We start from the raw sequence: 17,158 nt of genomic DNA on the forward strand, positions 1-17,158 counted from the left end.
AATTGGTATTACACTTAGGCTTATCGTCCTTCCCGCGTAGGCGGGAATCCTAATGCGAAAGAAAAACCTATTTATTGCTTTAAGATTCCCGCCTACGCGGGAATGACGCAAGTAACAGAACTTTTCCACACGTATAAGCTAGATGGATCCCTAATTTAGAGCCAATTAAACGTTTTAAATCAGGTATTTAATTATCGAATTGAGGTTATGAGAGTCTTAGTTTTGCTCGTATCCGAAAGCTATCTTATGGCAAAGTTGAATTTTAGGCTTTACACTTTCCAGCAGATTTTCGCAGATAAGGATCGCAGATTTAAGGGGATGAAATGTATGCGAATTTTTTAAGATCCGCGCTAATCTGCTTTTTTTTCATTTTAAATCTGCGGGCAATTTTTTTATAACTCAACCTCAAATTCGTACCCTAAATACTTCGGCACATTAATGCTTTCCACAATTTTCCATGCTGTTTTCTCACTAATAAAACTCGGCTCAATTAAGTCAGCATCTTTTGCTGCGGTAGTATAAAAATCTTGCTTCGTAGGATGATTTGGATTGCATGCATTATAAATAAAACCAAATGCTTGCTTTTCTAAAATTGCGCAAGCTATACCCACAGCATCCGTTTGGTGAATCAAATTAACTGGCGTTAACCCGTTTGGAATATCTTTTTTCCCTGCAAAAAACCTGCCTGGATTACGTTCTGGTCCAATTAATCCCGCAAAGCGGATAATGGTAAAATTTTCGGGATTTAAATTTTTAAATAAATGCTCCGCTTCTAAAACCAATTTGCCAGAATCAGTTTCTGGATGCGTACCGCTATATTCAGTAACAGCTTTATTTTCATCACCATAAACGCTTGTAGAGCTTATTAAAATAATATTCTTGGTTTTGCCTTTAGCCAAATCCAATATCATTTTAATTTTATTCGGATAATCTTTAAGTTCAGGTGAACTGCGTTTTGGTGGAATACAAATGAATAATACATCTGCATCAAAGAAAGAATCCTCACAAACTACTTCGTCTGCAGTAAAATTGATTAAGTAGGGCTGTATTTTACTTTCGTTAAGCGCCGGTAATTTATCTGACGTAGTTGTAGAACCTTTTACCGTATAATGTAAGCCGATAAGTCTTTTTGCTAACGCAAATCCAAACCACCCACAACCTAAAATTGATATTGTTTCTTTATTGAAATTTTCCATCTAAGCAACTAACCATCTAACCATCTAACCAACCAAACAACTAACCAACTAATCCCCTAAAAACTAACCAACCAACCCAACGTGGTAACAAGCCCTACACCTGGGTTCGTAGCTTTCCTTTTCGCCAATTAATACTTTGGCATCGTTTTTAACTGTTCTATAGCTGTAAAGTGCAGGGTTTCCACAGCAAACGCAAACAGCATTAACTTTGGTTACGTGTTCGGCGATGGCCATTAAAGCTGGCATCGGGCCAAATGGTTTTCCGCTAAAATCCATATCTAAACCTGCCACAATTACCCGAATCCCTTTTACCGCTAATTTGTTGCAAACATCAGGTAATTCATCATCAAAAAATTGCGCTTCATCTATCCCAACTACCTGTGTATTTGCACCTAACAATAAAATTGCTGATGCACTTTCAACCGGAGTTGATGAAATGGAATTCAAATCGTGAGATACCACGGCGCTTTCGTGATACCGATTGTCGGTACGAGGTTTAAAAATTTCTACATTTAGCTTGGCAATTTGGGCACGCTTTAATCGTCGAATTAATTCTTCGGTTTTACCAGAAAACATGGAGCCACAAACCACTTCAATACTCCCAGAAAACTCGCCTCTTCTCCTAAAATTTTGCTCGCTAAATAACATGCTCGATTTTTTATTTCTGAATGTCTGTTCTATAATTTTTAAACTGAACAAATATGAGAATTAAGTGTTATTTTTGGATACATAGTTACCAACATAAAACACCAAAAAATTCGTTAACATCTATGATGAAGCAACAAGATATTTTTAAAAAGGTAGGCAACATTTTAACTGAGCTAAACGAACAGTATCAATATTTAGCGCAAAACCCACAACAATTAAATGATTTAGAAGTAGAGCTTTTTTTAGCAAATGCACATTTTCTTACCGATCACGTAGAAATAGTGAAAAAATTAAACGCGCTCCATCCAGAGGTTAAAAATGATTTTTCAAATATTGTTATTGAACCTACTGAAGAAAAATTGCTTATTGAGGAATTAGAACCTACAGTTGAATTTGAGCTTGATGAACCCGCTGATTTAGAGGAGATTGCCCAAGCTGAAGAAGCGGAGCAACGTGTAGATATTGTGCATGAACAAGAGGTTGTTGACGAAGAAAAAATTCATGTTGAAACTGCAGAAAAAGTTTTGGAATATGATTTTTTTAAACCCGATAATGACGAGAATACTTTTACTTTTGATTTAGGGAAAAGCTTAAATACTGAGGTTGACAAATTTGATTATGAAGAGAAACCTGTTGAGGAAATCTTCGATCGCCAATTTACGAACGAGGAAGAAGATATTTTGGCAAAGAAAAAAAATGCTTTAAATCAAACTACAGCTATTGAAGCAATTACCGAAAAACCTGAACCGTTTATTGAAGATGAAATTGGTCCGGAGCCTTTTTTAATCCATACCGAAGAGCCTGAGGTTTTGGCTAAAGAAGAAAAAATAGTCCACGAGCCGGTAGTGGTGGCTAGCCACAATCCAAAATACGATGATGATATAATTTCTCCACCTGTTCGAGAAGAAGTGCCCATATTTATTCCAAATGCTGTACCCGTTAAACCAGTTGTAGAAAGCCATACTGCATCAGTATCGCCAAGTTTTAATGATTTACTTGCCAGAAGTAATGCTCAACCAAGTGATGTAAAGCCAACAATTGGTGATTTAAAACAAGGCATTAATTTAAACGAAAAGCTTTTGTTTATTAAGGATTTATTTGGAGGCTATAATTTAGCGTATTCAGAGGCGATTGATTTAATTAACAAAATGACAGATTTTGAAACTGCCGATAATTTTTTGCAATCTAATTATGCTGTAAAAAATAACTGGGCAAATAAGCAGGCCACTGTAGACCAGTTTTATGAACTGTTAAATAGGAGATTTAGGAATTAGTTATGAGATATGAGTTATGAGTTTGCAGGTGTGTTAGCACAGTGGCAAACTTTTTCTAATCGCTATTAGCTTGTTTTTAGATAAATACCCATCGCTCATCGTTAGATAAACTACTAGGTTTTATTTTACGGATGCATACCCATCACTCAAAACTCATCTCTAAAAAAGAACTCATCTCTAAACAAACTATTAGGTTTTATTTTACGGATGCAGACTCATCACTCATAACTCAAAACTCATCTATAAAAAAGGAACTCATCTCTAAAAAGAACTCATCACTAAACAAATTACTTGGTTTTATTTTACGGATGCAGACTCATCTCTCATCACTCAAAACTCATAACTATATAAATTATTTGGTTTTATTTTACGGATGCAGACTCATCACTCATCACTCAAAACTCATCACTAAAAAAACTACTAGGTTTTATTGTACGGATGCAGACTCATCACTCATCACTCATCACTCAAAACTCATCACTAAATAAACCCCATTCGGTTTGAATCTAGTTTTAAAAAAATAAAGATTAATATGGTAAAACTCCAAAGCGATGAACCTCCATAGCTAATTAACGGAAGTGGAATACCAATTACCGGAATAATTCCAATCGTCATACCGATATTGATAAAGATGTGAAAAAACAAGATACAGGCTACACAATAACCGTAAACTCTACTAAAAGTAGATCTTTGCCGCTCAGCTAAATTAATTAACCGCAAAAGTAAAAATATATAAAGGCCGATGACAACTGCGCAACCTGCAAAGCCCCATTCTTCGCCAATAGTACTAAAAATAAAATCGGTGCTTTGTTCGGGTACATAGCCATATTTCGTTTGTGTACCTTGTAAAAATCCTCGTCCCAATCCCTGGCCAGAACCTATGGCAATTTGCGATTGAATAACATTGTAACCTGCGCCTTTGTTATCGGTTCTCAGCCCCAACATCAATTCTATTCTGGTGCGCTGATGTGGTTCTAAAACTTTTGTATAGGCAACTTTAACTAAAAATAAATAGCCTACAGCAATTAAAGTGACTAAAATTGTAGAAAAAACTACTTTCTGTTTTCGCTTATTCGCAAAAATAAATAGGCCGCCTAGGGTAGAAATAATAATGACCAAAATATAAGTGGGCACTAAAAAATCGGCTACGAAAAGGACAATCATCCCCAAGAAAATGAGCAAGAAGTAACCTGACAAACCTTCTCGATAGAGCGGGAACATGAAGGCTAAAAATACTAGAGCAGAACCTGTATCAGGCTGTAACATAATAAGTAAAAGGGGTGCTGCAACAATCAATCCTGCAAAGAAGATTGATTTAAAATCTCTAAATTTTGGATTAAACGTGCTCACGTAGCGAGCCAATAGTAGTGCTGTTCCAAATTTTGCAAACTCCGAGGGTTGAAGCCGGAAAGAGCCAAGCGGTATCCATGCCTGATTACCAGCTACTTTACGGCCAATAACCAAAACCACCACCAGCAAAATTAAAGTTGCTCCATAAATAAACGGAGAAAAAACGTTGAAAAGGCGGCCATCGAAAAGCAGAATCGATAATCCTAAAACTAAACCTGTAATAACGTAAATAAGCTGTTTGCCATAGTTTGTGGTAAAATCAATACCTATTACTTTATCAGGGTTATAAATGGAAGCAAAAATATTAATTACGCCAATTGTGCAAAGTAAAATGTAAATAAGAACCGTAATCCAATCTACATTAAAAAAGAAGCGATTTCCTTGTTGGTGTATCATCTTTTGTTGCCTTGTACTTTTGTTGAGTTTTTATTTTCTTGACTTAAAACCTTGGTTTTATCCAACTTAACTGCATTGGCAGATTTAACCTTAGCGCTGTCTTTTAATTTTTTTAAAGAATCTGTTTTCTTCAAATTTAAACTATCTACCTTAAAAACTTTAGGTTTTTTAATCTTTGTAATGAGGTCTGGTAAAAGATTTTGATTCTTCATCCACTCTACTTCGGCCATTCTTCCGTTTTTAACAGAATCTGTTAAATATTTCTCTACCATGTAACTTGCAATAGGTGCAGCATAAGTACTTCCATAGCCAGCATTTTCTACAATTACGGCTATTGCAATTTTAGGATTATCCATGGGGGCAAAACCGATAAAAACAGAGTGGTTTTTGCCATGTGGATTTTGTACCGTTCCTGTTTTACCGCACATTAATATATTTGGAATACGCGACAGCGTTGCCGTACCCCAAGGGCTATTCACAGCATCTCTCATGCCTTCAATTACTGGCTGGAAATATTCTGCATCAATGCCGACTGAGTTTTTAATGGTATATTCTTTTTTTACAGTGTGATTATCTCCAATTCCCTTGATTAGGTGTGGCTTAATATAATAGCCTCTATTGGCAATGGCTGCCATAACATTTGCCATTTGTAAAGGTGTAGATGTTATTTCGCCCTGGCCAATTGCTTGAGATATTACAGTAGTATAACCCCAACGGTTTCCATATAGCTTGTTATAATAATCGGCGGTATAAAATTTGCCTTTCTTTTCATAAGGCATATCAATATCTAATTTCTGCCCGAAACCAAATTTGCTAATCTGTTCGTGCCACTTTGAATAGGTATTGCGTTGGTTTTTTATGCCATTTTGCGTCATGATATTTTGAAATACATGGCAAAAATAAGTATTACAACTTCTAGCAATTCCCCGTTGCAGGTTTATGGTTCCATCAACGTGTTCGCACTTCACTTTGTGGTTTCCGGCAACATAATAACCCGGACAGAAAAATGTAGTTGTGGGATTAATTGCGCCATTTTGCAGTGCAACCAAGGCATCAACGGGTTTAAATGATGACCCAGGGGGATAATAACCTTGTATGGGGCGTACAATTTGTGGGCGATATGGGTTACGAATTAAATCCATATAACTGTTGCCCCAATTTTTTCCAACAAATTTGTTAGGGTTAAACGTAGGGCTACTCACAAATGCTAATATTTCTCCTGTTGAAGGTTCTATAGCTACTATTGCACCAACCTTGTTTTGCATTAACTCTTCGCCAAGTTTTTGTATCCTAATATCCAACGATGAAATTAACCGATCGCCCGATACAGCATTTACATCATATTTTCCCTGTGCGTAACTTCCTTGTGCAACGTTGCGGGCATCGTACAAAGTATTTATTACACCGCGCTCGCCACGTAAATAGTTTTCGTAAGATCGCTCCAATCCACTTTTGCCAATAAAATCGCCGGGACGGTAATAGCCATCAGAATTATCAATATCATCTTGACTAACCTCTTTAACCCAACCAAAAATTTGTCCTCCAATACTATCGGGATAATGTCTAATAGTTCTGTCCTGTGTTCTGAAACCAGGAAAACGATACATGATTTCTTGTAATCGGGCGTAACTTTCTACTGAAATTTGTCGCTCGAAAAATGTAGATTGATAGTTGGATTGTATCTTCGACTTTCTTAATTTCTTTCCAATATCTTCAAAAGATAATCCCAACGCATCTGCTAAAGCTAACGTATCAAACGGCTTTACTTCATTTGGGATAACCATTAAATCATAAACGGGTTCATTTTGAACGATAACTTTCATGTTACGGTCTAAAATGGCACCACGAGCCGGATATTTGTATATTTTTCGGAGTACGTTACTTTCGGCAGAAACAAACGCTTTATCGCTAACAATTTGAATATAAAAAAGCTTGCCCAAAAGTATTATCGCAATAACGATAAATAAACCTTGTACAACATATTTTCGATTAAACAATTGATCCATTAGCGGGATGTTCTTTTATAGAAGATAAATTCTATCAGTAGAATCAGTAACACCGTAAATATAACACTTAAACCACACCTTATCAAGGTATAGCCGATTTCTGATAATTTAAAGGCTTCTAAAAAGAATAATACTAAATGATGTGCAATGATGCAGAGCAATGAATAGAGTGCAAACCACTGAAAACCCATGTAACTTAATGATGGTTCTGGATCATCGTGCGCATCTTTATTTAAACTTATTGCAATAAAAGATATTCTTACAAAGGCCAAAACTACACATGCTGTAGCGTGTACGCCCATTGTGTCGTAAAACGCATCTAAAGTTAATCCTGTACCAAAAGCAATTATATAGAGGAGGATATTTGGGATGTTAAAAGGTAAAAGCAGCAGAAAAAGCACATAAATAAAGGGCGTAGAAAGGTCATAAAAACCCATATTTTTGAGCAAAAACACTTGCACAAAAAGGAGCAACACCCACCTTACAATATTTATAATTATAGTTCTACTATTCATTTGGTTTCACAATACTTTCTAAGGCCTTTTGTTCATCGGCCTTTTTGTCTTTTACCACATACACATACTGCAAGGTGCTAAAATCATTAAATAAATTCAATTCTGCCGATAAGAAATTATCATTTGTGGTTACATTAGTTTTGCTCACCCTACCTACTAAAATATTTGCAGGAAACGAGGCATAGCCAGAAGTTACAATGGTATCGCCAACGTTTATCTTAATGTGATTTGGAACTTCTTTAATAAATGCTTTTCTAATATCGAAATTTCCATCTCCCCAAACTAACGATCCCAATGCATGATTTTTTTTAACTATTACGCTTATCTTGGTGTCTTTATGCAAGAGAGATTGTATGGTTGCCAAATGCTCAGAAACATCTCTAATAAAACCTACAACACCTTTTTGAGGAGAAATTACTGCCATTCCAGGTTTTATACCATCAATAGCACCTTTATTAATCGTCATTACATTATTGCGCAAGGTAACCGAGTTTTTAACCACCTTAGCAGCTAAATAAGTATATTGTTGGTTGGTAACGGTATCAATAACTTTAACATCTTTTGCAGAATCTACCGTAGTTAATTGTAAAAGTTGGGTTTTAAGTTTCGCATTTTCAGTAGAAAGACTATCATTTACAGATCCTAAATTTAAATACCTTTTAAAAATATTCAAACGTTCATATGCCGTTCCAACTACTTCATTGGTAGAATTTAAAGTAACACTACGCTGATAAGCATTATTTTTAACAGTAAGTATTAAGCCTACGGTAGAAAATATAATAAACAAAAAGAATGCGTTATATCTACTTATGAAAATCCAAAGGTTACGCATTGTTTAAAAGATATGAGATATGAGATATGAGATATGAGTTTTGCTTTTAGTCTCAAATCTCATATCTAATGTCTCAAATCTAGATTATTGCATTAAAAATTTATAATTACCAATGTTTTTAAGGGCAATTCCTGTTCCGCGAACCACGGCACGAAGTGGATCTTCGGCGACGTGAACTGGCAGTTTAGTTTTTGCGGCAACGCGTTTATCCAAACCTCTTAACAATGCACCACCGCCAGTTAAATAAATACCTGTTTGGTAAATATCTGCCGAAAGTTCTGGTGGCGTAATCTCCAAAGCTTTCAAAATCGCTTCTTCAATTTTTGAGATCGATTTATCCAAACAATGAGCAATTTCTGTATAAGAAACAGTAATCTGCTTTGGTACACCAGTCATTAAATCACGTCCTTGAACTGCAAAATCTGCAGGTGCATCCTGTAACTCAGGTAACGCAGCGCCCACTTCAATTTTAATTTTTTCAGCAGTACGATCACCAATCATAATATTATGCTGGCGACGGATATAATTTACAATATCCGAGTCGAAGTTATCTCCCGCAACGCGGATAGATTGATCGCAAACAATACCCGATAATGCAATAACCGCAATTTCTGTCGTGCCACCACCTATATCAATAATCATGTTGCCCATTGGTTCTTCCACATCAATTCCAATACCTACCGCTGCAGCCATTGGTTCGTGTATAAGGTAAACCTCTTTCGCTCCAGCAATCTCTGCCGAATCGCGTACAGCACGTTTTTCTACCTCAGTAATGCCCGAAGGAATACAAATTACCATTCTTAACGAAGGGAACATCCAGCCTTTACCGCCGTTCAGCATACGAATCATGCCCTTTATCATCGCTTCTGCGGCGTTAAAATCAGCAATTACGCCATCCTTTAAAGGGCGAACAGTTTTAATGTTATCGTGGGTTTTTCCTTCCATCTGCATGGCCTGTTTGCCAATAGCGATAACTTTGTTCGTGGTACGATCGAAAGCAACGATAGATGGTTCATCTACCACAACCTTGTCGTTATGTATAATTAGGGTATTCGCAGTGCCTAAATCAATGGCAACTTCTTGCGTAAACCAGTTAAATAATCCCATGTAGGTTTTTTTATTTTATTTTAACAAATCTATACTATTCCTAATGCAAAATTAGGGTTTTTATTATATTTAGTTTCAACTTTAAGTTCTTCGGTCCCGCTTTTCGTTTTACTTCGTGGCAGCCACAAGGGCAGGCCACTTCGTGTTCACTACAATCGGGTTTAAAAATTAAATTCTGTGCAATAAACCAAGGTTGCAGGGTTTGTTAAACCACCCCGCCCGTTGGGTACCCCTCAAGAGAGGAATTGCTATGCGCTTTAGTCTTTTATGCCCAAACTCCAAAGAGCTTTGAATACCATATTGGCTTTTTTGTGCCCTCAATCTTTGCTCTTTCAGCTTTTAGCTTTTAGCTTTCAGCTTTGCGCTTTATTCTTTACTTCTTGCTCCCTGATATTCAAGTCCCCTTTAGGGGATTCAGGGGTTTAATGTTTAAAATGCCTAACTCCGGTTGTAACCATCGCAATGCCTTTTTCATTTGCTTTATTTACCGAGTCAGCATCTTTTATAGAGCCACCTGGTTGTAAAACAGCAGTAATTCCAGCCTCAGCAGCAATTTCTACACAATCAGGAAAAGGGAAGAATGCATCAGATGCCATTGAAGCACCTTTTATGCTAAAACCAAAAGATGTAGCTTTCTCAATCGCTTGTTTTAATGCGTCAACTCGAGATGTTTGACCAACACCACTAGCAATTAAAACATCATCCTTAACCAAAACAATCGTGTTCGATTTGGTATGTTTTACAATTTTGTTAGCGAAAAATAAATCTTTTAATTCTTGTTCAGTTGGTGCTTTGTCGGTTACCGTTGTCATTTGTTCCGGACCTTCGATAATTAAATCTTTATCCTGCTCAATAACACCATTAAGTAAAGTTTTAAACTGTTTTTTACTCAATTCAACTTCATTACGTTTTAAAATAACTCTATTTTTCTTTTTGGTAAATAATTCTACAGCTTCTGGTTGATAAGAAGGCGCAATTAAAACTTCGAAAAATAAGTTGTTAATTTCTTGTGCGGTTTCTAAATCAACTTCAACATTGGTAATTAATACACCACCGAAAGCCGATACAGGATCGCAAGCCAAAGCATCTAACCAAGCTTGCTTAACGGTTTTGCGAGATGCAATGCCACAAGCATTAGTGTGTTTTAAAATTGCGAAAGTTGGTTCCTCAAATTCATCCATCAATGCAACTGCTGCATCAACATCAACCAAATTATTGTAAGAAAGTTCTTTGCCGTTAAGTTTGGTAAACATTCCATCTAAATCGCCGTAAAATTTACCGCCTTGATGTGGGTTTTCACCATAACGTAAAGTTTTAGATTCAGTTAAACTTTGTTTAAAAACATCAAGAGGTTCTTCCTGATTAAAATAATTAAAAATTGCGGTGTCGTAATGAGAAGATGTATGGAAAGCAGTTTTAGCAAACGATTTACGCTGCGATAAAGTAGTTTCGCCGTTTTGAGCTTCTAGCTGAGCATGCAAAGTTGGATAATCATTTTTTGATGCAATAATAACCACATCATTAAAGTTTTTTGCTGCTGCGCGGATTAGTGAAATTCCACCAATGTCAATCTTCTCAATAATTTCTTCTGCAGTGCCTCCAGCTTTTAAAGTTTCTTCAAAAGGATACAAATCCACAATTACCAAATCAATTTCTGGAATTTCATACTCTGCAATTTGACTCTGATCTCCAGCTAAATTTCTGCGGTTTAATATTCCGCCGAAAACTTTTGGATGTAACGTTTTAACGCGTCCACCAAGTATAGATGGATAGCCAGTTAAATCTTCAACGGCTGTTACTGGAATATTTAAATCTTTTATAAACTGTTCGGTGCCTCCGGTAGAGAATAATTGAACGCCTTGAGCGGCCAATAATTTTACTAATGGCGCTAAACCATCCTTGTAATAAACTGAAATTAAAGCATTTTTGATCTTGATAGACTGGGTCATTCTGCGGAATATTTTGAGCCGCAAAATTATGATTTTTTAAGCGATAAATTAAATCAATTTGAATTTATTTAATTACTTTTTAATCTTTTTTAATAAACCCTCAATAATACGTGGATAATGCTGATGCTCCAACTGTTGACCCTTAAATTTTACCATTTCCAAATTATCCGTTTTATCGATTTTGTACTTTGCTTGGTAAATGTATTCGCCCTCGTCGTAATTTTCATCCACATAATGAATTGTTATGCCTCCTTCAGCTTCCTCTGCTGCCATTACCGCTAAATGAACATAATCTCCGTACATGCCCTTGCCACCAAATTTAGGTAAAATAGCTGGGTGAATGTTTACGATTCTACCAGGATAAGCCAACAGTAAATTCTGCGGAATTAGCCATAAAAAACCTGCTAGTACAATAAAATCGATGTCTAAATTTTTTAATAAATCGATAATGTTATCGGTCTTATAAAATTCATGTTTATCAAAAACATGACTCGGAATTTCGAAATTGTCGGCTCTCTGCAAAACATACGCGTCGGCATTGTTTGTTAAAACAAGCGCAACTTCAATGTCATTACTACGTTTAAAGTGCTCCATCAGCTTTTGGGCATTAGAGCCCGAGCCAGAAGCAAATATGGCGATTCGTTTTTTCACTCAGATTCTTTTTGTCCAAAAATAGCATTTTTAACTAGCTAACCTAAAATATAACAGTTTTTTCTGACGATGATTTTTCATTTTGCAATAAAATTAGAAAATTGAAAAAAAGGAAAGCATTTTAAAAACCATTTTGTAATAAGTACGTTAATCTCTAAATCAATAAAATAAAATGATAAAAAGCTATCCGTTTTACGTAAAGGCGCCAATAATTTTGTTGGGTATTGTGATACTCGTGTTTATGTTAAGTGTGTTGCAAGATGTGCTTGTTCCCTTAGCATTTGCATGTTTAATTGGTATTTTGTTAAATCCGCTTACTAACTTCTTTCAACGGAAGCTACCAAAAGTAGTATCAATTTTTCTATCAATGTTGATCGCACTCTGTGGCTTAATATTGCTTATTTATTTTCTGTCCTCTCAAATTTCCCATTTCTTCGAGAATTTAGATGGTATGAAAACTAAATTGCAAGAACTTGTGCACCATATTCAAGGATGGTTACAGCAGCAATTCGGTATCTCTACTAAGAAGCAGGCGCAAATGGTAAACGAAGCTGCGAATAGTAGTAAAGGTATGATTGGACAAACGTTAACCGGTTTTATGGGTGTGCTATCTGTGGTGTTTTTAATACCTGTATATGTATTTTTAATGTTGTTTTATAAAACACTTATTTTAAATTTTTTATATGAAGTGTTCTCCGAAGAAAACCAAAAAAAAGTTGGAGAAATTTTGGGGGAAACTAAAACGGCTATACAAAGTTATATTGTAGGTCTGCTTATCGAAACCTGTATTGTTGCTGTGCTTAATTCGGCCGCATTGCTAATTTTAGGGGTAGAAAACGCAATTTTAATAGGTGTAATCGGCGCTATCTTAAATTTGCTTCCATATATTGGCGGTATCGTTGCAATCGCTCTACCAATTTTAATGGTTACGCTAACTAAGGATGGATTTACAACGCAATTGCTGATTATTGGTGCTTACGCAATCATTCAATTTATTGATAACAATATTTTAGTACCACGAATTGTTTCTTCTAAAGTTGAAATTAATGCGCTTATATCTATTGTAATTGTACTTTTAGGTGCGGCATTGTGGGGTATCTCGGGTATGTTTTTATCGATACCTTTTATAGCGGTTTTAAAAATTATATTCGATAGGATAGATGGATTGAAACCTTGGGGCAAATTATTGGGCGATACCGTACCGACACAGCACATGGGGCAATTAAAAAGATTTAGGAAAAAGAAGGCAGTCGCAACCTCGTAAAAAGCGATAACAATTTTTATCTAATAAAAATATTAAAAGTGTTTTGTTATTTAAAAACATTAATCCTATATTTGCATCCCGAATTACAGGGAAAGAAACAGAAAAATAAAAGGCTAAATAAAAAATGGCAAATCATAAATCCTCATTAAAAAGAATTAGAGCAAACGCTACTAAACGTTTACGTAACAGATATCAGGCAAAAACTACCCGTACTTTCATAAAGAGATTGCGTGCAGCCGAAGATAGAAAAACTGGTGCTGAGTTATTACCTAAAGTAATTTCTATGTTGGATCGTTTGGCTAAGAAAAGTATCATCCACAAAAACAAAGCAGCTAACAATAAATCGAAATTAACGAAATTCGTTAACGCTTTAAAATAAGCCTAGTTTTATAAAATATTAAAACGGTATTGCTATATGCGGTACCGTTTTTTGTTGTTTAAATTTTATCGATATTAAATTTTATTCGATATTTTTACGATATTCGTAAAAGGCATCCCAACCAAAAAGTTAGGGATGCTTTTTTTTTGTCTTAAAAAATGGAAAACTACGAACAAAAATTAGGTATTAAGCTTTGGGCTGAAGAAGACCGACCGAGAGAAAAACTTTTATTGCACGGTAGAAGGCATTTAACAGATGCCGAGCTAATTGCGATTTTAATTGGTTCGGGCAACAGAACGGAAACTGCAGTAGATTTAAGCAAGCGGATATTGGCTTTTTATGGCAACAGCTTAACTAAACTTGGTCGGGCATCTATTCAAGAACTATCAAAATTTAAAGGTATTGGCGACGCGAAAGCGATTTCGATTATTGCCGCACTCGAGCTTGGCCTAAGGCGCAAAGAAACGATAGAAGGTGATATTGTTAAAGTTACTGCATCAACCGATGTATGGAATTATATGAGACAAAGCTTTTCTGATCTTAACCATGAGGAATTTTGGATTCTGTTGCTAAACCGCGCCAACCATATTTTAAGTAAGCATTTAATTAGTAAAGGCGGACAAGCAGGGACAGTAGCAGACCCTAAAATTATTTTTAAAGTAGCCTTAGAGAATAACGCAGCTAATATTGTGTTGATGCACAATCATCCATCGGGTAATTTAAAACCCAGCAGTAGCGATATAAAACTGACCAAAGATATGGTTGAAGCTGGAAAATTGTTGACGCTATTTATAGCAGACCATTTAATATTTGCCAACAATAACTATTTTAGCTTTAAGGATGAAGGTTTGGTTTTTTAAAGAGGTTTTGTATGCTTCTTGTTAAATCGTCGAAAAATTTACCGCTAAAGCTAGCATTTCGGTTGCTCGTTATTGGTGTTATTATGATCGTTATTGGCGTTGGCGCATGCGCAGCCATGTTAAGCGGTTTAGGTGGAATCCATTAATTGGTCTCCAAATTTAATTATCAGTCTTAAATGTCATGCTTTTAGTGTACTAATTTATCTTTTAGCTTTCCGCTTTAAATAATATCTTTGCGTTTTAATTTTTAAGTATCGATTTAAGCGTCGTCTTGATACTCGATACTCAATACTTGATACTCCCACATGAAAATATCATATAACTGGTTAAAGCAATTTGTACAAATAGACCAACCTACCGCACAGGCGGGTAAAACACCTCAAGAAATTTCGCTCATCTTAACTGATATTGGTTTAGAAGTAGAAAGTGTAGAAAAGGTACAGCCTGTTTTAGGTGGCTTAGAAGGTTTGGTAATTGGCGAAGTATTAACTTGTGTACAACATCCAAATGCCGATCGATTACGCGTAACTACAGTAAATGTTGGTGGTGCCGAAAATTTACAAATTGTTTGTGGTGCACCAAACGTTGCTGCGGGCCAAAAGGTTGTAGTAGCCACGGTTGGTACAACTGTTTATCCATTAGCAGGCGAACCTTTTAAAATTAAAGAATCAAAAATTAGAGGCGAAGTTTCGCAAGGCATGATTTGTGCCGAAGATGAAATTGGTTTAGGCAAATCGCATGATGGGATTTTGATTTTGGCTAATGATACTACAATTGGTATTGAGGCTAAAAACCATTTTAAATTAGAGGATGATTTTGTTTTCGAAATTGGATTAACACCAAACCGTGCCGATGCGGCTTCGCATTTGGGGGTGGCAAGAGATTTAGCGGCTTTTTTTAGAAGTGAATATGAAATGCCAGATATTTCTGCTTTTAAAATTGACAATGAAAATTTAGTAATTCCAGTTGTAGTTGAAGACTTAAATGCTTGTCCGCGTTACAGCAGCTTAACTATTTCTGGCGTTACGGTAAGCGAATCTCCAGATTGGCTTAAAGATAAATTAAAAATTATTGGGCTTCGTCCAATTAATAATATAGTTGATGTTACAAATTATGTATTGCATGGTTTAGGGCAACCTTTGCATGCTTTTGACGCAGATAAAATTTTAGGTGCTAAAGTAATCGTTAAAAAAGTTGCAGAAAACACCAAATTTGAAACACTTGATGGTGCTACACGCAATTTAAGTGTAGAAGATTTAATGATTTGTAATACAGAAGCACCAATGTGTATTGCCGGGGTTTTTGGCGGTAAAACATCTGGGGTGGAAATGGAAACCAAAAATATCTTTTTAGAAAGTGCTTATTTTAATTCCGTTTCGGTACGAAAAACTGCTAAAAGACATGCGTTAAAAACAGACTCATCTTTCCGTTTCGAACGGGGTACGGATCCAGAAATGACGGTTACAGCTTTAAAGTACGCTGCTTTATTGATTAAGGAATTGGCAGGAGGAGAAATTTCTTCATCAGTTTCTGATATTTACCCAAATCCCATTCGTCCGTTCGAATTTGAAGTGAGTTATAAAAATATCAATAAATTAATAGGTGCTGAAATTCCTCCAGCAGAAATTAAACACATTATTACAGCTTTAGGTATTACGGCAACCAGCACATCAGACGATACTTTGGCCTTGCGGGTGCCTACTTTTAAAGTAGATGTTACGCGCGAATGTGATATTACTGAAGAAGTGTTGCGAATTTATGGCTACAATAACATTGCAATACCATCGAAAGTTAATGCGTCACTTTCGTATAGTACAAAGCCAGAAAAAGAAAATACGCAAAATGTGATTGCTGATATGCTTACCTCAAACGGTTTTGCAGAGATTTGGTGCAACTCTTTAACTAAGTTAGCGTACTCAAAAAATACAGCTGAAGCTGTGCACATTTTAAATCCGCTTAGCAGCGATTTAAGTGTAATGCGACAAGGGTTATTGATGCCCGCTTTGGAAAGTGTGGTTTACAACCAAAACCGAAAAAACGCCGATGTGAAATTTTACGAGTTTGGAAAAACATACCATTTAATTAACGAGAAATATGTAGAACGTGCACGTTTACTATTGCTTATTGCTGGCGCAAAGGAAAGCGAGCAATGGAACCAAATTATTAAGCCTGCAACATTCTACAACTTAAAAGCTGCGGTTGATGCCGTTTTTACTCGGTTAGGAATTGCAGGCTATCAAACGGATACGGTTGCTGATGATAATTTTGCTTATGGCATTAAGTATTTCCGTGGCGATAAAACCTTGGTTAGTTTTGGTGCGGTTACAAAAAGTGATAGAAAGATAGCTGATGTGAATGCTGAAGTTTTTTATGCTGATTTTGATTGGACAGCATTGAATGATATCATCAAGAAAAATAAAATTGTGCATAAAGATGTTTCTAAATATCCTATGGTGCGGAGAGATCTTTCTTTATTAATTGATCAAAACATCACTTTTGATTTGCTTAAAGGCATTGCTTTTAAAACAGATAAGAAATTGATTAAAGACGTTGGCGTTTTTGATGTGTATGTTGGAGACAAATTACCAGAAGGTAAAAAATCTTATGCATTAAATTTTATGTTGCAAGATGAGGAACAAACCCTTACCGAAAAGCAAATTGAGCAAACCATGCAAAAGCTAATCAATAATTTAACGCAACAAGCTGGCGCCGAAATTAGGAAATAGAATAT

Annotated in this window: 15 protein-coding genes; 6 read left to right on the forward strand and 9 right to left on the reverse strand. The window is 35.9% G+C overall.

Annotated features, from left to right (window positions below):
* Nucleotides 1-392: 392 nt before the first annotated feature.
* Nucleotides 393-1,196: an SDR family oxidoreductase gene (locus EZJ43_RS05615; RefSeq protein WP_133261711.1), complete on the reverse strand. Its 804-nt coding sequence runs from the start codon at nt 1,194-1,196 to the stop codon at nt 393-395.
* Between the two features lie 63 nt (nt 1,197-1,259).
* Nucleotides 1,260-1,844 carry a thymidine kinase gene (locus EZJ43_RS05620; protein WP_133261712.1) on the reverse strand — a complete coding sequence of 195 codons (585 nt, stop codon included), beginning with the start codon at nt 1,842-1,844 and terminating at the stop codon, nt 1,260-1,262.
* Nucleotides 1,845-1,897: 53 nt separating this feature from the next.
* Here EZJ43_RS05620 and EZJ43_RS05625 point away from each other — a divergent pair, with 53 nt between their 5' ends.
* Entirely contained in the window at nt 1,898-3,118 is a 1,221-nt protein-coding gene (locus EZJ43_RS05625) for a hypothetical protein (RefSeq protein WP_133261713.1), read from the forward strand.
* A gap of 480 nt (nt 3,119-3,598) precedes the next feature.
* Here the strand turns inward: EZJ43_RS05625 and rodA are convergent, their stop codons facing one another.
* The 7 genes from rodA to purN form a co-directional block, all read right to left on the reverse strand.
* Complete coding sequence (rodA, locus tag EZJ43_RS05630; RefSeq protein ID WP_133261714.1) at nt 3,599-4,864, reverse strand: rod shape-determining protein RodA; 1,266 nt, start codon at nt 4,862-4,864, stop codon at nt 3,599-3,601.
* Nucleotides 4,861-6,870, reverse strand: a complete 2,010-nt coding sequence (gene mrdA, locus EZJ43_RS05635; protein WP_133261715.1) for a penicillin-binding protein 2 — start codon at nt 6,868-6,870, stop codon at nt 4,861-4,863. Before mrdA ends, rodA begins: the two co-directional genes overlap by 4 nt.
* Complete coding sequence (locus tag EZJ43_RS05640) at nt 6,870-7,385, reverse strand: rod shape-determining protein MreD (RefSeq protein ID WP_133261716.1); 516 nt, start codon at nt 7,383-7,385, stop codon at nt 6,870-6,872. Before EZJ43_RS05640 ends, mrdA begins: the two co-directional genes overlap by 1 nt.
* Nucleotides 7,378-8,217: a rod shape-determining protein MreC gene (gene mreC, locus EZJ43_RS05645; RefSeq protein ID WP_133261717.1), complete on the reverse strand. Its 840-nt coding sequence runs from the start codon at nt 8,215-8,217 to the stop codon at nt 7,378-7,380. Before mreC ends, EZJ43_RS05640 begins: the two co-directional genes overlap by 8 nt.
* A gap of 84 nt (nt 8,218-8,301) precedes the next feature.
* Nucleotides 8,302-9,324: a rod shape-determining protein gene (locus EZJ43_RS05650; RefSeq protein ID WP_133261718.1), complete on the reverse strand. Its 1,023-nt coding sequence runs from the start codon at nt 9,322-9,324 to the stop codon at nt 8,302-8,304.
* Nucleotides 9,325-9,746: 422 nt separating this feature from the next.
* Nucleotides 9,747-11,273 carry a bifunctional phosphoribosylaminoimidazolecarboxamide formyltransferase/IMP cyclohydrolase gene (purH, locus tag EZJ43_RS05655; protein WP_133261719.1) on the reverse strand — a complete coding sequence of 509 codons (1,527 nt, stop codon included), beginning with the start codon at nt 11,271-11,273 and terminating at the stop codon, nt 9,747-9,749.
* A 72-nt stretch (nt 11,274-11,345) separates the two neighbouring features.
* Nucleotides 11,346-11,924: a phosphoribosylglycinamide formyltransferase gene (gene purN, locus EZJ43_RS05660; protein ID WP_133261720.1), complete on the reverse strand. Its 579-nt coding sequence runs from the start codon at nt 11,922-11,924 to the stop codon at nt 11,346-11,348.
* A 172-nt stretch (nt 11,925-12,096) separates the two neighbouring features.
* On the opposite strand from purN, the gene EZJ43_RS05665 reads away from it, so the two are divergent.
* From EZJ43_RS05665 to pheT, 5 genes are all read left to right on the forward strand, one after another.
* Complete coding sequence (locus EZJ43_RS05665) at nt 12,097-13,188, forward strand: AI-2E family transporter (RefSeq protein ID WP_133261721.1); 1,092 nt, start codon at nt 12,097-12,099, stop codon at nt 13,186-13,188.
* Between the two features lie 124 nt (nt 13,189-13,312).
* Entirely contained in the window at nt 13,313-13,567 is a 255-nt protein-coding gene (rpsT, locus tag EZJ43_RS05670) for a 30S ribosomal protein S20 (RefSeq protein WP_133261722.1), read from the forward strand.
* A gap of 158 nt (nt 13,568-13,725) precedes the next feature.
* Entirely contained in the window at nt 13,726-14,427 is a 702-nt protein-coding gene (gene radC, locus EZJ43_RS05675) for a RadC family protein (protein ID WP_133261723.1), read from the forward strand.
* 11 nt (nt 14,428-14,438) lie between these two features.
* Complete coding sequence (locus EZJ43_RS17535) at nt 14,439-14,573, forward strand: hypothetical protein (RefSeq protein WP_262708856.1); 135 nt, start codon at nt 14,439-14,441, stop codon at nt 14,571-14,573.
* Between the two features lie 159 nt (nt 14,574-14,732).
* Entirely contained in the window at nt 14,733-17,153 is a 2,421-nt protein-coding gene (gene pheT / locus EZJ43_RS05680) for a phenylalanine--tRNA ligase subunit beta (RefSeq protein WP_133261724.1), read from the forward strand.
* Nucleotides 17,154-17,158 lie beyond the last annotated feature (5 nt).

The organism is Pedobacter changchengzhani (assembly GCF_004354365.1).
Taxonomy (GTDB): domain Bacteria; phylum Bacteroidota; class Bacteroidia; order Sphingobacteriales; family Sphingobacteriaceae; genus Pedobacter; species Pedobacter changchengzhani.

What these genes read in the sequence shown, in the direction of transcription:
- pheT (WP_133261724.1), top strand. Translation starts at nt 14,733, where the DNA reads ATGAAAATATCATATAACTGGTTAAAGCAATTTGTACAAATAGACCAA.
- EZJ43_RS05640 (WP_133261716.1), bottom strand. Translation starts at nt 7,385, where the DNA reads ATGAATAGTAGAACTATAATTATAAATATTGTAAGGTGGGTGTTGCTC.
- EZJ43_RS05625 (WP_133261713.1), top strand. Translation starts at nt 1,898, where the DNA reads ATGAGAATTAAGTGTTATTTTTGGATACATAGTTACCAACATAAAACA.
- EZJ43_RS17535 (WP_262708856.1), top strand. Translation starts at nt 14,439, where the DNA reads ATGCTTCTTGTTAAATCGTCGAAAAATTTACCGCTAAAGCTAGCATTT.
- mrdA (WP_133261715.1), bottom strand. Translation starts at nt 6,870, where the DNA reads ATGGATCAATTGTTTAATCGAAAATATGTTGTACAAGGTTTATTTATC.
- rpsT (WP_133261722.1), top strand. Translation starts at nt 13,313, where the DNA reads ATGGCAAATCATAAATCCTCATTAAAAAGAATTAGAGCAAACGCTACT.
- rodA (WP_133261714.1), bottom strand. Translation starts at nt 4,864, where the DNA reads ATGATACACCAACAAGGAAATCGCTTCTTTTTTAATGTAGATTGGATT.
- mreC (WP_133261717.1), bottom strand. Translation starts at nt 8,217, where the DNA reads ATGCGTAACCTTTGGATTTTCATAAGTAGATATAACGCATTCTTTTTG.
- EZJ43_RS05650 (WP_133261718.1), bottom strand. Translation starts at nt 9,324, where the DNA reads ATGGGATTATTTAACTGGTTTACGCAAGAAGTTGCCATTGATTTAGGC.
- radC (WP_133261723.1), top strand. Translation starts at nt 13,726, where the DNA reads ATGGAAAACTACGAACAAAAATTAGGTATTAAGCTTTGGGCTGAAGAA.
- EZJ43_RS05665 (WP_133261721.1), top strand. Translation starts at nt 12,097, where the DNA reads ATGATAAAAAGCTATCCGTTTTACGTAAAGGCGCCAATAATTTTGTTG.
- purH (WP_133261719.1), bottom strand. Translation starts at nt 11,273, where the DNA reads ATGACCCAGTCTATCAAGATCAAAAATGCTTTAATTTCAGTTTATTAC.
- EZJ43_RS05620 (WP_133261712.1), bottom strand. Translation starts at nt 1,844, where the DNA reads ATGTTATTTAGCGAGCAAAATTTTAGGAGAAGAGGCGAGTTTTCTGGG.
- EZJ43_RS05615 (WP_133261711.1), bottom strand. Translation starts at nt 1,196, where the DNA reads ATGGAAAATTTCAATAAAGAAACAATATCAATTTTAGGTTGTGGGTGG.